Origin of the sequence: Planktothricoides sp. SR001, assembly GCF_001276715.1 — a bacterium.
Lineage (GTDB): Bacteria > Cyanobacteriota > Cyanobacteriia > Cyanobacteriales > Laspinemataceae > Planktothricoides > Planktothricoides raciborskii.
In genome coordinates this window covers 50,185-64,824 of record NZ_LIUQ01000023.1, presented here as the reverse complement: position 1 = coordinate 64,824, position 14,640 = coordinate 50,185, and the positions used below count along the sequence as shown (strand labels likewise).

The window sequence follows — 14,640 nt, the reverse complement described above, 5'->3', positions numbered from 1 at the left end:
ATGGTATTTTTATTGCAGTATTCTTGATATTCCTGAAAACAATGCCCAGTATCCAATTTGACCCAAAACCAGAAATTTCTGTCATTCTTACCACATATAACCGCTCAGATTATTTAAAGACTTGTATTAATAGTGTTATTGAGCAAACCTTTCAGGATTGGGAATTGGTTATAGTTGATGATGGTAGCCAAGATAACACTACAGAAGTAGTTAACTCCTATCTCCTGGAATACCGGAATATCCGTTATCTTAAACACCAAAATCGTCAAGTTGGTTATGCGAGAAATGCGGGAATACAAGCGTCATTTGGCAAATACATTACATTCATTGACAGTGATGATACTTATAAACCTCATCATTTAGAATCACGTTGGGAATTTATGCAAACCCATCCAGAAATTGATTTAATTGAAGGTGGATTTGAAATAGAAAAAGAGTTTTTTGTGAGTGATTATTTTCAATCTGGTAAAACAATTAGTATTAAAGAATGTGTTTTATGTCCCACATTTTTCGGCAAAAGATATGTATTCTTTGAATTATCAGGATTTAATAATCTTGCTTATTCAGAAGATACAGATTTTTGGGAACGGGCGGAGAAAGTTTTTAAAACTCAACACATCAAGGAACCAGAAACGTATATTTATACTAGAGCAGAAACTAGCCTATCTAAAACTTTTATAGAACAAGTACGTATAGTTAATTACTTGTAAAAATCGCCATATTTTTCATAGCAAATTTTAAAAATAATCAAATTAAAATATCACAGGAATATGATATGAACCCAACAAATCAGAAAGAAAAATTTAGCAACAACAATATTTATCAACAAACAGCAGAATGTCTAAAAATATCACACTTGACTTTTCTTGATTTAAGTGGCTATCAAATTGATTTAACTTTTGATTCTACTAAATTTTATACTCATCCACAGGATATTAGTTTTTGGATTTTACCAAAATTATCTGGTGATGACAAAACAAAACACAAAACTAGAGGTTTGGAATTACCTGGAGGGAAAATTAATCAAGAAGAAAAACCTCTACAAGCTGTATTGCGAGAAACTTGGGAATAAACAGGAGGAATTATTAATTATGTGCAACAAATAGGAGAATATATTATCAGAGAATACCAGGGTAAAGATAGAATTAAGGCTATTTATTATGGCATAATCTCTAAGTTTACTAAGTTACCAGAAGGTTTTGAAACTGATGGTTTTGAGTTATTACCTTTACCAGTAAATACCCAACAACCTGGATTTAGTCCTACGTGATGATGTATTTGATTTAACGATTAATTATTTAGAGTTACTCAATCTTCATCTCTTTGCAAATAACTAAACAAACTGCAATATTTTATTTATTGCGATCTGATTTTGATTTTGATTATGTGATAATTTAGGAGGTTATTTCTTGGAAAAAAATATTGCTCTAATTACTGGAAGTGCTACAGGTTTAGGGAAAAGAACAGCAATAGAACTAGCTAAACAAGGTATTAATATTGTTGTTAACTTTATTACTAGCTTAGAAAGTGCTAATGAATTAAAAAAATTCATTGAAAATAATTATCCTGTGGAAGTAATTGTTGTCCCAGGAGATGTGAGTTACTATAGTGAATGTGAAAAAATAGTCAAAACTGCCCAGGATAAAATTGGAAAAATTAATATTCTGGTGAATAATGCAGGTACTTATGTTTTTGAGCGCAAGGATATGATAGATTATGATTTACAGGAATGGGAAAAAGTCATTCAAGTAAATTTAAATAGTGTGTTCTATCTGAGTAAATTAATTATTCCCACAATGCGAGAAAATCGCTGGGGAAGAATTATTAATATTGGTTTTGATAGAGCAGAAAATTCTCCTGGTTGGAAATATCGTTCCGCTTTTGCTGCTGCAAAAACAGGATTAGTTTCTTTAACAAAAACACTTTCTATAGAAGAGGCTGAACATGGTATAACTGTAAATATGATTTGTCCTGGTGATATATCTGCTAATTTTAAGGAAGCAAATATTGATGATGTGCGAGAAATCAAAGATGATTATACACCTATTGGCCGTCCTGGAACAGGAGAAGATATTGCCCGGATGATTGCTTTTTTATGCGATCGATATTCAGATTTTATTACTGGTAGTATTATCCAAGTTACAGGGGGTAAGGATGTCCTCAATAAGTATAAATATCAGACATAATTACTAACATCATTACTAGGATTTCATGCGGTATTATCTATTGTTAAACCTATCAACAATACTATGGAAAATTTTTGGAGACGCTATTGTTTGGCGTCCCTGAAGTCAAACTCGATTTGGCACCGCAACGAGTAGTATTCGATCGGGGTCTCGCTAGCTAGGGACAAGTCGTCGCTGAACAGCAGCACCTTGGCCCTCCCTCCGCCCGGTCTTCAGGTTAGTCTTCACGACAACGACGACATTCATTCAGTAACGCGGGGAAGTTCCGATGCCACGCTGGCGCCTGGTAGACGCGGGTTTGAATGTCCTTTTCAACCGCATCCGATTTCAGGTTTGCATCGGTCAACGTCTCCAGGGTCAGCCTCTCGTCGTATTTGCGCGGTCTGCCCTTGCTCCCATATCGGCATAGGGAAAGTGGAGCTTGGAGTCGTGGCGCAACTTGGAGATTAGCTGCAACCCTTGCCAATTGGCGAAGGTATTGTTTTTTCCATCAACTTAACTTAGAACCCCGGTTTCTACTTTTCCACAGAGAACTAGAAATCCAATTGGCGCTGGCATGAGCTACAATGGGGACTAATAAATTGCCACTCAATAAAGCGCAGGCACCTAAAACAGCGCCGACAAAGATAGCCCACAACATATAGGGCCATTGTTCTCGACCGCTGAGATGTAAAACGCCAAAAAATACACTAGAAAACATCAGCCCGATCGCATTTAAGCCAAATGCTGGTAACATAATGCCCCGAAATAATAATTCTTCACTCATTCCGGGCAGTAATCCCAGCCAAATTAAATCTGGCCAAACTAAAGGTTTGAGGATTAATTCTAAATAGGTGTCTGCACTGCGGCGATATGCGGGCCATAGTCGATAGACGATTGCGCTGGCTAAAGTAATTGCCAACCCCACACCTAGGCCGATCGGTAAGGCGATCGGGTTCCAGGTTAAGGGGATTTGTTGCACTGAGCTTAAATAGAGCCACAGTTTAGCGATCGCCAGTAAAACCAGCGCGGTTACAGCGATCGCCACCAAAACCTGGGGTCGGGTGAGGGGTTCTATTCCTAAATCTTTGGGTTCTTGTTCTGACACAAATCTTTATTTTTATATTTGCAAAATAGAGACAATTATCTGATTCTTCGGTCTGGAGGGGTCAACTTGACCCAGAAACCGGGTTTCTTTAATGAATCCTGGCTTTTTTCCATCAACTTAGCGGAGAAACCCGGTTTCTACCACTCAAGACAACGGAGGGAAGAAATCTGCGGGCGTAGGGCTGAGGCACTAATTCCGGCCCGATGAGCTACTAATACCCCTAATGCTTCTAAATAAGAGTTGACTGTTACAGCGTTAATGCCCACTGCTTCTGGTGTTACTTGCATCAGGGTGCTATTTTCCCCAACGGCAATGATTTGCACCGATGGATATTGGCTGAAACTTAAAACCGCACCGCCACCGGCAGCGGTTGCCGGAATCACCACCGCATCTACTTGGTCTGCCCAAATATCTGCCCCCTTCGGAAGGAGAGAGGAGAGAGAAGAGAGAAAAGAGGAACTCTGCCCCTCTGCCCCTCTGCCCCTTCCGGGAGTGGAGGTAATGAATTGAGGCGATCGACTTAACCCCGCTAAGACACAAGGTAAGAAAGTATAACCTAACTCTTCCGCCGCCGCACGGGGGGATATTTGCGGATCTAGAGGCAGGGGTGACAGGGCTGGGGCGTGAGCGCAAGGGATGTGAAAGTGACGCACGATCAGATGACTGATCACCGCTTCCGCACCGGCAATGGGGTCAATGCCGGAACCTTGCCGATACTGTTGCAGTGCCGGGGAATCATGATCGTCGGGAAACCTGGCTACCACGGCGATCGCAGAGGCCCCTGCTTTGGTGATTAAAGCCGCTGCCGCCCGCAATAAGCTGTCTGGATTGCCAATCGTCCCCCAACTTGCCCCCCCAGGAACCGTGCGTAGTTCCACATTTAAGGGGCGATCGGTGACTACATAATCGGTGAGATCGAGTCCCAAGGTGGCTTTGGTGGCATCTGCCGCTTGCAACTGCCGCCAACGCAGATCCGATTCAATGGCCGCATCCAAAATCAGGCCGATCCGATTTTTGTGTACGGGTCGTAATCCCCAATTCATCGCCGCAAATTGATCCAGTCCGTACCCTTCTACATAGAAGCTATTGGCCATTGGCCAGTATAACTGCGCCCCATTCAGGACATTGGGATGGGTAATCAGGCGATCGGCTACTTGGGCGATCGCCCGTGCCACGGGCAAAGCATCTCCTGCATAGCCACCAATTGCCGCCCCGACTCCCGTCGGTACAATTAAAACAACTGTGTAAGGACGCTGAATCATAGTTATTCGTTATTGGTTAATAGTTATTCGTTATTGGTTATTCGTTATTGGTTGGTCGTTATTGGTTGGTCGTTATTGGTTGGTCGTTATTGGTTGGTCGTTATTGGTTGGTCGTTATTGGTTGGTCGTTATTGGTTGGTCGTTATTGGTTGGTCGTTATTGGTTGGTCGTTATTGGTTGGTCGTTGCTGGTTAACTGTCAACGAAAAACCGGGCAACTGGCAACCATCAATCATCAACCATTAACCATTAACCATCAACCATTAACCATCAACCATTAACTATTAACCATTAACCATTAACTATTAACTATTAACCATTAACTATTAACCATTAACCATCAACCGTCACTACTGCTTCTACCTGAACTTTTTGTTGTTCTTTGTCCACGGAAGTGACAGCCCAACGCAAGGGTTTGCCTCGTTTTTCCAGTTCTGCTTCAATTTCTTGTTGTAATTTTACGGGAGACTCTTGAAGGTCAATTTCTGCGGTAATAAAATGTGTGGTCATGGGATTTTTTGTTTCTGGTTTCTGGTAAAATTCAAGTGAGCAATTTTCTGCGCTCGTGACGATGGGAGATTTGATCTGAGAAAAGATTGGGGAAATTACTCCCGCCCAAATTGGCGATCGTAAACTTCGTCTTCTTTCTCGGTTTCAATCTTCAGATCCGATCGCGGATAGGCGACGCAAAGTAACACATAGCCTTCTTTTTGCAGTTCTGGACTCAAGCCCATGCCCTCGGACTGTTCTACAGAGCCTTCACCGATAATCTTGCCCGCACAAGTGGTGCAAACCCCGGCATTACATGAATTAGGCAAGTGGAGTCCTGATGCCTCAGCCACTTCTATAATTTTTTGATCTTCTGCCACTGTTAAAGTGTGGGTTTCACCTTGATGGTGAATTTCAACGGTATAAGTTTTAGCCATACTCCTCGCGCTTGCTGAAGCTAACGATAAATTTATAACTTGCTCATTTTACCTTTTATGAGACAGGACTTATGCATTACCGCGACAAGTCAGGAGAAATTGATCAATTGCCTTGACTGAAATGAAATAGAGGCGATCTAGGGGCGATCGCCCCTAGATCGCCCTAAATTCTGTAGCTTGGCTTCCGTAAGCAATCCATCGGGGAATCCCGGTGACAGTCAAAAGACTAAGACTAAAGACTAAGACTATAGATAAATCGCCCTCACCGAAAAACTTGCCCACCTGGGGGCGCATACCGGCAACCGGACTAGAAATTGCGGCGATTTTCTGCCGTTTCAACTGAATTTGACTAAAATTTGACTAATCGGCGATCGCGGGATTTCAAATCGGATATTTAAAATTAATCCGCCAATATCACCCGATCTTCGCCAAATTCATCGTCAAGGTCAATTTCATCAGGACTGAATTCTAAGGCATCTAGGCGATCGCTTTCCTGCATAATAATCCCATCAATCAAACTATCCATCGGAATTGAAGTAATTTCTAAATCATCCTCACTTTCTAAAATTAAACCCGTCCCCGCTTCTCCTTTTAAAGCACTTAAAAGTTGAGCAATAATTCGGCCATTAGTATCGCGATTTTCTGGCTTTAATGTCCACAAAATATTATTAGGATTACACTCACCGGACTCAGCGGCACAAATTACCGGCATTCCATGCACCACTCCTTCACTTAATGGGGGTACGGTCGGTTGAGTGCTTTGCCGCAAAAAATGCTGATTAAACCTCGTTGTCACAGCGCGGCAACGGTCTGAAGCGGTCAAATTTCCGCCAAACTCTTGGGCGCCTTCTTCAGTCCATTGAATTAGTTGGCGTTCTCCAGCCCGATGCCAAGAAACCCTGCTACTGCTGCGGCTGCGGGTTCCTTTATATAATGCCAGAATGGTTTGGTTGCCGCTGTTGCATTCAAACCGATATCTCACGTCCCGACGGCGACTGCGACCAGTTTCTTGCGGTTGATTCTGGCTGGGATTGCTCTCACTGTTTGGAGTAGTTTCTTGGGCTAAAAACGTGCGTGATGGCAGTGTAGTTTTGGCATTAGAGATAAAGTTTATTTGGGTAATTTGAACCGCAATCATTCCTCCAATTATAAATAAAAAGATTTGTTTTAAATTCATAGTTAACATCCCCTGACTTTCCAGTCGATCTATTCTTATTTTATCTTTTTCCTTTAAGGTGTATATACTTATCACCCCAGGATGTAACAAATCTTTAAGAAAAAATCCCGGTGGCGATCGCGCCCAGGGGTATCGGTTGCCTCGCATTGCCGGTGGGCTTTTGTTTTGGGCATATATTTAGCTTCAGATATTAAATATGATTAGTAAAAAAAGAGAATAGGAAATCATCTGGTAAACGGAAATTTCTCTCTCCTACGAATTCCCCTGCTTGCCCTGCTTGCCCTGCTTGCCCTGCTTGCCCCGCTTGCCCCGCTTGCCCCGCTTCCCCCGTTTCCCCCGCTTCCCCCGCTTCCCCTATTATGGCGCTTCGCGCGGGGAGCAGGGCTAGAAAGGAAGTTTGAACAACCCTTTGTGTATTTCCAGGTTTATTTATTGATTAAATTTGTCAACATACCTGCGCGAATATAACCCATAATAACAATATACGTAGCTTCCTCTAAACCCATGCAAATAATTGTTGAAGGCTGGCGCTTTATTCCTCATTCTTATGCGATCGCGAATCATTTTCAACTTTTGGAAATGTTGAAACGACCGGAGTTGAAAATTTTTCATCGAGATATGCCCTTCCTACAGGATAGCTGGAAACCTGTAAAAGGATTATTAGACCCTGCCGCAGAAAGAATCTTAAATTCACTGCCCAATCCCCCAGAAAACTTTGAGGCAGATGTTACTTTTCGGATCTACTGTCCGTTTAACCTCGCATCCGCAAAAACCCCAAGGACTGTAATGTTTGGCTGCACCGAATGGGGTATGGTGCCTCCGAGTATTCTCAAGGGAATGAAAGTAGCATCTTTCTCACAAGCTCATGCTAATTCTAATACGACGATTGTTACTTCTTCTCATTGGTCAAGAGATGGTTTTATCTATAGTGGGGCTGACCCAGACCGGGTAGTGGTTGTACCCCTGGGGGTCGAGCCAAATATTTATAAACCATTACCTTTAGAAGAACGCCGTCAACTCAGAAAAAAATTAGGGTGGGATGACTATTTTATTTTCTTTAATAGTGGGGTGATGTGGAATAAACGCCAAGGAATTGATGGATTATTAAAAGCATTTGCTCAAGTGGTAAATGGCCATCCAGAAGCTAGATTAGTGTTAAAAGGGCGCGATTATATTTTTCCTTCCCGTCAGGAACTGTTTCAGGCAAAAAATGTTTTAACCGCAAGGGAATTTGAACAAATAAAGCCGCGAGTGATGTATCAGGGGGAAAATCTTTCTTCTAAGCAAATGGCAGAACTTTATCAGGCTGCTGATGTCTATGTTTCTCCTTATTTAGCGGAAGGTTTTAATTTGCCGGTTTTGGAAGCTGCCGCTTGTGGCTTGCCGGTGATTTGTACCCAAGGTGGGTCAACGGATGATTTCACTCATCCTGATTTTAATTGGGGTATTTCCAGTCAGGTAAAGTCGGTGAACATGGAAGAAAATACAGTATTTTATCTAGAGCCAAATATCGATCACTTAATTACATTAATGACGGAAATTATTGATCGCAATGCAGAATGCGATCGCGCCAGAAAAGCTGGGCCAAAATGGGTACATAGTCGCTTCACTTGGCAAGACACTATTGATAAATTATTGCCAGTGTTAACGGATGAAATTTCACCGCATCCCCTCTGCCCCTCTGCCTCACCCGCCACACCCCAATATAAAAAGTATAAAATATTAGTAGAAGGATGGAGAAATATTCCCCATTCTTATGCAATGGTCAACCAGTTTCAACTTTTAGAAATGTGCGATCGCCCAGAAGTAGAAATATTCCACCGGGATATTCCTTACTTACGTTCCCACTGGCAACCTGTTGCCGAATTATTTGAACCTGTTGCCGCCCAAAAAATACAGCAAATTCCTCCACCGCCCCCAGAAACCGTGGACGCGATTTTGCGGATAGCCATTCCCTATAATTTAAAACCGGGCAACGCCAAAAAAACCTGTGTATTTTGTACCACGGAAGCAGGCATTGTCACCAAATCCATGTTATCAGGAATTTGTGCTAATTCTATCACAGAAGCATTAGAAAATTCTGATGTAACAATTATTACCCCATCTCATTGGTCAAGACAAGGTTTTTTACGCAGTGGAGTTGAGGCAAACCGAGTTGTAGTCGTTCCCCACGGGGTAGATAATAATTTGTATAAACCACTACCAGAAGATCAACGAAAGGCTTTACGGCAGCAATTAAGCATTGCGGATAAATTTGTGTTTTTGAATATCGGTATTTTATCGGACAATAAAGGCATTAGACTCTTGTTAAAAGCCTTTGCCACAGTGGTTGACAAGTATCCTCAAGCAAGGCTAGTCTTAAAAGGGGCAGATAGCTTATTTGCATCTAGGCAATTTTTTACTGACTCTGCCAAAGCTGTACTCACCGAAGCTGAAGCGGCAAAAGTTGAATCTCGGTTGGCTTATATTGACAAAACTCTCTCGATTTCCGAAATGATTCGACTCTATCAAGCGGCGGATATTTATCTTTCTCCTTATTTAGCGGAAGGCTTTAATTTGCCAGTTTTGGAGGCCGCTGCTTGTGGTTTGCCAGTCTTATGTACTCAGGGAGGCCCGACCGATGATTTTACTCGGCCTGAATTTGCATTAGGAATTAGCAGTCACCTTCAACCAATCAACGTTGGTGAGGAAACCGTATTTTTACTGGTGCCAAATTTAGATCATTTAATTGAACAAATGGCATGGGCGATCGCGCATCCAGAATTTAGAATTAATGCCCGTAAATTTGCGGAGAAATTTATTGGAGAACATTTCACCTGGAACCGGGTAGTCGATCGACTACTAAATGTATTAACTGGGGATTAATTGGGGATTAACTGGGTATCTGATAAAATAGAAAACACACCTCTTGCTTTCATACCGGGATGGTGGATCCCCCGAACCTCCCTTAAAAAGGGGGGCTTTTATCGATTTTCGCTGATGATTACAGGGATGACCAAAGAACCATGAACCTACCAAACTCCCGTATCGCTTCCTTAAAGTTAGAAGCCATTACCGATCCTTATCCTCTGACCGTAACACCAGATACCCTCCTGATACAGTTGGTGAATCTGATGCACCAGCAACGCGCCGAAGCCAGTGAGGTACTGGCTGCCACTGGAGTCCCGGAAGCCCGAGCCAGTTGCGTTCTGGTGCGAGAGGGAACCAAGGTTATTGGTCTATTTACGGAGCGGGATCTGGTTAAGTTAGCGGTTCAAGGGGTCAATCTGGAAGCGGTGACTATTGCAGAAGTAATGACCCAGCAACCCATTACCTTGAAAAAATCCGACTATCGCGATATTTTCAGCATTTTGAGCCAATTTCAAAGGCATCGAATTCGCCATTTACCGATTGTGAACGATTCTGGGGATTTGCTGGGCTTAACTTCAACCACTTTGATCTGCCAACGACTACGCCAGATAGAACTGCTTAAGTTGCGACGAGTGGGAGAGGTGATGAACCGAGAAGTGATCCAAGCCCCGCCAACCGCTTCGTTGTTGGAGTTAGCCCAGACAATGGTGCAGCATCAGGTAAGCTCTGTGGTGATTTCCCAGCCTTTGCCCGGTTCGGAAAGCCTGAAGGTTCCCTTGGGCATTATTACCGAGCGAGATGTTGTTCAGTTTCATAAGCTCAAGCTAGATTTTGCCACGACTCCAGCGGAAATGGTAATTAGTACGCCGTTGCAGACGGTAAGTGCAGATGCTAGTTTGTTTGATGCGAACCAAGTGCTACAGCAAAAACCGATTCGCCGGTTGGTGGTTACGGGTTCTCAGGGGGAGTTGTTAGGTATTGTGACGCAAACGACGATTTTGCGACTGCTAGAACCGGCTGAGTTGACGGAAATTTTAGCTGTGTTGCAATTTCAAGAAAACGATGGTTCAGTTGCCAAAACTCAAACTCTTGTCAAGCATCAAACAGCCGTCTCGCGGGATACTGTCCAGAAAAGCCCTGGGCAAAGACGAGAACTCACATCGGTGCTATTACTGGAAGACGATATCACTTATAGGATGATCGTTAAGCGCCAATTGCAGCGATCGCTCCTCGTTGCGGATGCAATATCGCCCCAGGGGCGGATAGAACTGACCATTGCCGGAACCCTGGGTGAAGCCCTGGGCTGTCTGGAGCAAAATACCTTTGACGCTATCTTGCTGGATCTGAACTTGCCGGACAGTCGCGGGGTTAACACTTTGCAGGCGATCCAACAGTCGGCACCGAATACCGCTATTGTGGTTTTGACCAGTACGGACAATGAAGAATTGGCCTTGGAACTAATCCATCTGGGCGCCCAGGATTACCTGGTTAAGCAACAAGTCAACGATCATTTGCTGATTCGCAGTATTACATACTCTATTAGCCGGAAACAGATCGAGATCGAGATCCAGGGGAAGAATTTAGAGTTAGCTGCCGCCAATGAAGCCCTGGAACGGAACACCGCTAAACTTGCCCAGAAAAATCAAGCACTGGAAGAGGAAATCACGCAGCGTCAACAAGTTGAAGAAGCTTTGCAACAACTGGCGGTAGATTTGGAACACCGAGTAGCGGAACGCACGGTTAAGCTGGTTTCCAGCAATCAACGGCTGAAACGAGAAATTGAAGAACGCCTCTCAGCAGAAGCCCGGTTAGAGTCCGCTGCTGAATATCAACGGCTGCTAAATCAAACCGCTTTGCAAATTCGCCAATCTTTGAATGTAGATGAAATCCTCAACACTACCGTGGAACAAGTGCGCCACTTGCTCAACTGCGATCGCGTGCTGGTCTATCAGTTTGATGCGGATTTAAATGGCACCATTGTTGCCGAGTCCGTGGCCACTGGTTGGCTGGTGAGTCTGGGGATGAATATTGAAGATACTTTTTTTAAGTCTGGGGGGAAACAGCATAATCAACAAGGGATCAAGACTGCCTTGGATGATATTGATCGGTCAAACCTAAGCAGTTGCCATTACGAGTTATTGACTCGATTTCAGGTGAAAGCCTATCTGGGGGTGCCGATTTTGTTGCCGACGCGATCGCCCCAACCCCTCTTATCCGAGGCAGATCAAGGCACGATTTCGCCAAATCCCCTGTGGGGCTTATTGATTGCCCATCAATGTTCTGCTCCCCGTCACTGGCAGACTGATGAGTTGGAACTGCTGGATGAGTTGGCGGTGCAGTTGGCGATCGCCATTCAACAGGCAGAACTTTACCAGCAAGCCCAAATGGAACTACAACAGCGCCGTCAAGTGGAGGATGCCCTGCGGCAACTGAATCAAAACTTAGAACAACAGGTTTTACAGCGCACCACGGAGTTAAGAGAAACTAACCGCAACCTGTTGGCAGAAGTTGCCCAACGGCAACAAGCCCAAGCGAAACTGGAGCAGCAATATATTAAATCCAGCTTATTTGGGGAAATTACCCAAAAAATTCGCCAATCCCTGCGTTTAGAAGAAATTCTCCAAACTACTGTTGAAGAAATCCAAAAAATTCTTCAGTGCGATCGGGTCCTGATTTACCAAGTATTTGACAGTGGGGTTGGGCGGGTGGTCGCGGAAACCGTGAAACCGCCGTATCCCAAGCTCCTGGACATAGAATTTCCTGAAGAAACCTTTCCCCGGGAATGCCAGGACAGATATCGTGATGGAACCATCGTCGCCATCACGGATGTTTACCAAGCTTATGGGGAACACTGGCCTTGTCTGCGGGAATTCTTGCAATCTTGGCAAATCCAAGCCAAATTAGTCGTGCCAATCTATCAACCCCAGAATGTTCAGGAACTCTGGGGGTTTATCATCGCCCACCATTGTCGCGCCCCTCACCTGTGGACGGATTTTGAAAAAGAGCTTACCGGACAACTGGCCTTGTCTGTTGCCGTTGCGGTCTATCAGGGGAATTTGATGGCTTCTCAACAAAATACCCTGCAAGCTTTAGCTGATAGCCAAGAGCAATTGCAAGACTTGTTTGATAGTACCAATGACCTGATTCAAAGCGTGGCCCTGAGCAACGGTCACTTCATCTATGTGAATCAAGCATGGCTGGAAACCTTGGGATATACCCTGGAAAAAATTCCCCAGCTTTTTTATCTAGATGTGATCGCCCCGGAATATCACGACCAGTGCCGAGAGATGTGGGATGCCTTAAGCAGTGGTCAACGGGATCGCTATAATGCGGTAGAACTTTCCTTTATTAGCAAAGATGGTCGCACGGTGATCTTGGAAGGAGATATCACCTGTCGTTATCGGGAGGGTAAGCCCGCCGCCGCCCAAGCGATTTTCCGGGATGTCACCGAACGGCGCAAAACCCAAGGCCAATTGCACCAAGCGCTTCAGGAATTAGCCTACCAGAAGCAGGCTTTAGATGAAATGGCGATTGTCACCATGACCGATCCCCAGGGGATCATTACTTATGTCAATGACAAATTCTGTGAAATTTCTCAGTACGAGCGATCAGAGGCGATCGGGCAAACCCACCGGATTGTCAATTCTGGCTATCATCCCCCCAGTTTCTTTCAGGAAATGTGGTCAACGATTACCCGTGGGCAAATTTGGCGCGGCGAAGTCAAAAATCGCTCCAAAGATGGCGGGTTTTACTGGATGGATACCACCATCGTCCCCTTTTTGAACGAAGCGGGCAAGCCGTTACAACATCTGGCCATTCGGATTGATATCACCGATCGCAAAGCCGCCGAAGAAGTTCTGCGGCAACAGTTAGCGGCCATCGAAGCCGCCATTGATGGCATTGGCATTCTGCATAACAATCGGTATGTCTTTCTCAACCAAGCCCATGCCCAATTGTTTGGCTTCCCTAGTGCAGCGGATTTACTCGGCCAAACCTGGCATATCCTTTACGATCCTGATGAATTCGATCGCATTGAACGGGAAGTTTTCCCCATTTTAACCCAGCAGAAACATTGGCAGGGAGAAGTGATCGGTAAACGAGTCGATGGCAGCACCTTTCCCCAGGAACTTTCCTTAACTCTGAACGATGATGGCGACTTAATTTGTGTTTGCCGAGATATCAGCGATCGCAAAAAAGCCGAACAACAACTTCGCAAAGCCCTCGCCAAAGCCGAAGAAGTCAACGAACTCAAATCGCGGTTTATCACCATGACTTCCCACGAATTCCGCACCCCCTTAACCACAATTTTAGGAGCCGCCGAAATCCTCAAATACTACGGTCATAAATGGGACGAAGATAAAAAAATGAAATATCTCGATCGCATTTACAGCACCGTCAAACACATGACTGGACTCTTAGATGATGTCCTATTATTAGGGCGAATGGAATCCGGCAGACTAGAACTAAGCCCAGCGCCAATCAACATATGGGAATTTTGTCAATCCTTAGTCGAAGAATTAAAACTAGGCATCGGCAAACAACATCAAATTACTCTAAGTTGCGGCATAAATTGTGAACCAGCCAGTGCTACTTATAACTTAGACGAAAAACTTCTGCGGCATATTCTGATTAACTTGCTCACCAATGCCATCAAATACTCTCCCGAAGGCAGTACCGTAAATTTCCAGGTATCAACCAAACAAAAAGACCAGGTGAAATTGCAAATTCAAGACCAAGGAATTGGCATTCCCCTAGAAGACCAAAAGCATTTATTTGAATCATTCCACCGCGCCCAAAATGTCGGCAACATTCCAGGCACCGGCTTAGGTCTATCTATTGTCAAAAAATCCGTAGATTTACACCAGGGAGAAATCGTCTGTCACAGTCAAATGGACAAAGGCAGTACCTTTATTGTCACTTTGCCATCAATTTACACTTATTAGTTTATTTGGCTTGGCATTATTTGGCATTTTCAACACAAAATCAAATAAATATTCCTAATTAATAGATAGCGATCGAGGTAGTTTATGTATGGCTAAATTGAAAATAATCAAAAAATTATTCAAAAAATATTTTTTTGATAGTAAGTAGGGATGTTAAATACTATAATATAGTAAGTAGGAATATAGTAGCAACCATCATCCAATCTATCA

The 14,640-nt window shown here is 43.8% G+C and carries 13 protein-coding genes; 7 read left to right on the top strand and 6 right to left on the bottom strand.

Translation table 11 applies throughout. The features are described from left to right. Positions 1-41: 41 nt before the first annotated feature. From AM228_RS15045 to AM228_RS32760, 4 genes are all read left to right on the top strand, one after another. Positions 42-710: a glycosyltransferase family 2 protein gene (locus tag AM228_RS15045; RefSeq protein WP_054466920.1), complete on the top strand. Its 669-nt coding sequence runs from the start codon at positions 42-44 to the stop codon at positions 708-710. Between the two features lie 65 nt (positions 711-775). Further along, entirely contained in the window at positions 776-1,072 is a 297-nt protein-coding gene (locus AM228_RS15040) for an NUDIX domain-containing protein (protein WP_054466919.1), read from the top strand. Between the two features lie 337 nt (positions 1,073-1,409). After that, complete coding sequence (locus AM228_RS15035; protein WP_054466918.1) at positions 1,410-2,186, top strand: SDR family oxidoreductase; 777 nt, start codon at positions 1,410-1,412, stop codon at positions 2,184-2,186. A gap of 268 nt (positions 2,187-2,454) precedes the next feature. Beyond that, a complete protein-coding gene (locus AM228_RS32760; protein WP_156331811.1) occupies positions 2,455-2,595 on the top strand; it encodes a hypothetical protein in 141 nt (46 codons plus the stop codon). Positions 2,596-2,676: 81 nt separating this feature from the next. Here the strand turns inward: AM228_RS32760 and AM228_RS15030 are convergent, their stop codons facing one another. Further along, entirely contained in the window at positions 2,677-3,273 is a 597-nt protein-coding gene (locus AM228_RS15030; protein WP_054466917.1) for a CPBP family intramembrane glutamic endopeptidase, read from the bottom strand. A 137-nt stretch (positions 3,274-3,410) separates the two neighbouring features. Further along, positions 3,411-4,535 (bottom strand): DUF3326 domain-containing protein, encoded by a 1,125-nt coding sequence (locus AM228_RS15025; protein WP_054466916.1) that lies wholly within the window; start codon positions 4,533-4,535, stop codon positions 3,411-3,413. 61 nt (positions 4,536-4,596) lie between these two features. Here AM228_RS15025 and AM228_RS31015 point away from each other — a divergent pair, with 61 nt between their 5' ends. Next, complete coding sequence (locus AM228_RS31015) at positions 4,597-4,815, top strand: hypothetical protein (protein ID WP_231636807.1); 219 nt, start codon at positions 4,597-4,599, stop codon at positions 4,813-4,815. A 52-nt stretch (positions 4,816-4,867) separates the two neighbouring features. Here the strand turns inward: AM228_RS31015 and AM228_RS34275 are convergent, their stop codons facing one another. The 4 genes from AM228_RS34275 to AM228_RS15005 all read right to left on the bottom strand — a co-directional run bounded on the left by AM228_RS34275 (position 4,868) and on the right by AM228_RS15005 (position 6,784). Continuing rightward, on the bottom strand, positions 4,868-5,044 hold the full coding sequence (locus AM228_RS34275; protein WP_190879235.1) for a hypothetical protein: 177 nt from the start codon (positions 5,042-5,044) through the stop codon (positions 4,868-4,870). Between the two features lie 95 nt (positions 5,045-5,139). Further along, positions 5,140-5,460, bottom strand: coding sequence for a 2Fe-2S iron-sulfur cluster-binding protein (locus AM228_RS15015; protein ID WP_054466915.1), 321 nt, complete (start codon positions 5,458-5,460; stop codon positions 5,140-5,142). Between the two features lie 153 nt (positions 5,461-5,613). Then, positions 5,614-5,799 (bottom strand): hypothetical protein, encoded by a 186-nt coding sequence (locus tag AM228_RS15010; protein WP_054466914.1) that lies wholly within the window; start codon positions 5,797-5,799, stop codon positions 5,614-5,616. Positions 5,800-5,860: 61 nt separating this feature from the next. Beyond that, positions 5,861-6,784: a COP23 domain-containing protein gene (locus AM228_RS15005; protein WP_082348887.1), complete on the bottom strand. Its 924-nt coding sequence runs from the start codon at positions 6,782-6,784 to the stop codon at positions 5,861-5,863. Between the two features lie 357 nt (positions 6,785-7,141). Here AM228_RS15005 and AM228_RS35285 point away from each other — a divergent pair, with 357 nt between their 5' ends. Then, complete coding sequence (locus tag AM228_RS35285; protein ID WP_072160783.1) at positions 7,142-9,502, top strand: glycosyltransferase; 2,361 nt, start codon at positions 7,142-7,144, stop codon at positions 9,500-9,502. Between the two features lie 140 nt (positions 9,503-9,642). After that, entirely contained in the window at positions 9,643-14,430 is a 4,788-nt protein-coding gene (locus AM228_RS14995; protein ID WP_054466912.1) for a PAS domain S-box protein, read from the top strand. The last annotated feature ends 210 nt before the right edge of the window (positions 14,431-14,640 follow it).

Bases quoted from the DNA above. Each gene is read 5' to 3' on its own strand.
- AM228_RS35285 (WP_072160783.1), top strand. From the start codon at position 7,142: ATGCAAATAATTGTTGAAGGCTGGCGCTTTATTCCTCATTCTTATGCG.
- AM228_RS14995 (WP_054466912.1), top strand. From the start codon at position 9,643: ATGAACCTACCAAACTCCCGTATCGCTTCCTTAAAGTTAGAAGCCATT.
- AM228_RS34275 (WP_190879235.1), bottom strand. From the start codon at position 5,044: ATGACCACACATTTTATTACCGCAGAAATTGACCTTCAAGAGTCTCCC.
- AM228_RS32760 (WP_156331811.1), top strand. From the start codon at position 2,455: ATGCCACGCTGGCGCCTGGTAGACGCGGGTTTGAATGTCCTTTTCAAC.
- AM228_RS15025 (WP_054466916.1), bottom strand. From the start codon at position 4,535: ATGATTCAGCGTCCTTACACAGTTGTTTTAATTGTACCGACGGGAGTC.
- AM228_RS15045 (WP_054466920.1), top strand. From the start codon at position 42: ATGCCCAGTATCCAATTTGACCCAAAACCAGAAATTTCTGTCATTCTT.
- AM228_RS15015 (WP_054466915.1), bottom strand. From the start codon at position 5,460: ATGGCTAAAACTTATACCGTTGAAATTCACCATCAAGGTGAAACCCAC.
- AM228_RS15040 (WP_054466919.1), top strand. From the start codon at position 776: ATGAACCCAACAAATCAGAAAGAAAAATTTAGCAACAACAATATTTAT.
- AM228_RS15005 (WP_082348887.1), bottom strand. From the start codon at position 6,784: ATGCGAGGCAACCGATACCCCTGGGCGCGATCGCCACCGGGATTTTTT.